This window comes from Burkholderia sp. Se-20378, assembly GCF_017104665.1.
Classification (GTDB): domain Bacteria; phylum Pseudomonadota; class Gammaproteobacteria; order Burkholderiales; family Burkholderiaceae; genus Burkholderia; species Burkholderia lata.
On sequence record NZ_JAAGPG010001078.1, the window covers coordinates 1 to 1,239 of the forward strand.

The window sequence follows — 1,239 nt, forward strand, 5'->3', positions numbered from 1 at the left end:
GTGCCGTGCTCTATGTCGGCAAGGCACGCGACCTGAAGAAGCGCGTATCGAGCTATTTCACGAAGACGCAACTGTCGCCGCCCGGCTTCGTCGACCGGCTGCGCACGCGCGCCGAGCCGCGCGTGCCGGTACGGATCGCCGCCTGCTGCGCGGGCGGATCGGAGGGCGCGGAAGGGATCGGGATGGTGCACGACATCAGCTTGAGCGGGCTGTCGATTGCCGTCGACCGGCCGATCGCCGCAATCGGCGAACCGTTGCGCGTACAGCTTCCGTACGCGGCGGGCGACCGGGTCGAGCTGCTGGCGCTCGACAGCACGGTGCGGGCCGTCCATGCCGATCCGGCGGCGCCCGCGCTGACGCTGCATCACGCGGCGTTCGGCGATACCGGCGCCGACGACCTGATCCGTCTCAAGGCGCTGCTGTTCGACCGGCTGATGGCGTCGTCGGATGCCGATCGGCGGCGCTGAGGCGAGGCTGGGCGCACCCGTGCCGCGCCACGGTATTCAGTGCATGAATGCCGACAATCATCTGATGATTCGGGTGATTCCGCGGCGATTGTATGTTTTCCGTCAACAGTGAATTCGCGATTTAAGTATTTACCCTGATAGCGTGGCCTCCTAGACTTCTACTCATGCGCAACGACCCCGAGTCCGAAGCGCCTGACAAAACAATCCTGGAGGTAACGCATCATGAAATCGCTGATCAAGGCAGTTGCACTGGCCGCTCTGGTGGCCGCACCGGTTGTCTCGTTTGCACAGAGCCAGCAGCCGCTGACGCGCGCGCAAGTGCGTGCCGAGCTGGTCCAGCTCGAAAAGGCCGGCTACAACCCGAACGACTGGATGAACTACCCGGAAAACATCCAGGCCGCACAGGCAAAGATCGCCGCCGCCCAGAACACCGGTGCGCAAGCTGATGCAACGGGCTACGGTGCGAGCCCTGCCGCGACGTCGCAGTCGGGTCAGCGCGTGGTCGTGCCGGCCGCAACCGATCGTTCGTCTGTGTTCTTCGGCCACTAAGCCAGGCAGCGCCCGCAAGGGCGCCCGGTTTGCCGTTTCATCTGAAACCCGTGCACGGTATCCGTGTGCGGGTTTTGCATTTTGGCCACGTGAATGGGTGGGGCTGCAAGAGGGTGCTGCGCCTGATCCGCATCACCGCGTGCTGCCCGCCTGCCGGGCCCGCGTCGCGAGCACGGCCGCGACGCCGCCGAGGATCGCGGCCGATGCGAGCGCGAGCCGCCAG

General features: G+C 65.8%; 1 protein-coding gene and 1 pseudogene. Both read left to right on the forward strand.

The genetic code is table 11. The features are described 5' to 3' along the window. Positions 1–71: 71 nt before the first annotated feature. Positions 72–467: pseudogene (locus G3N93_RS40255) on the forward strand (PilZ domain-containing protein); the annotation flags it as partial. Between the two features lie 222 nt (positions 468–689). Then, positions 690–1,016, forward strand: coding sequence for a DUF4148 domain-containing protein (locus tag G3N93_RS40260; RefSeq protein ID WP_174935341.1), 327 nt, complete (start codon positions 690–692; stop codon positions 1,014–1,016). Positions 1,017–1,239 lie beyond the last annotated feature (223 nt).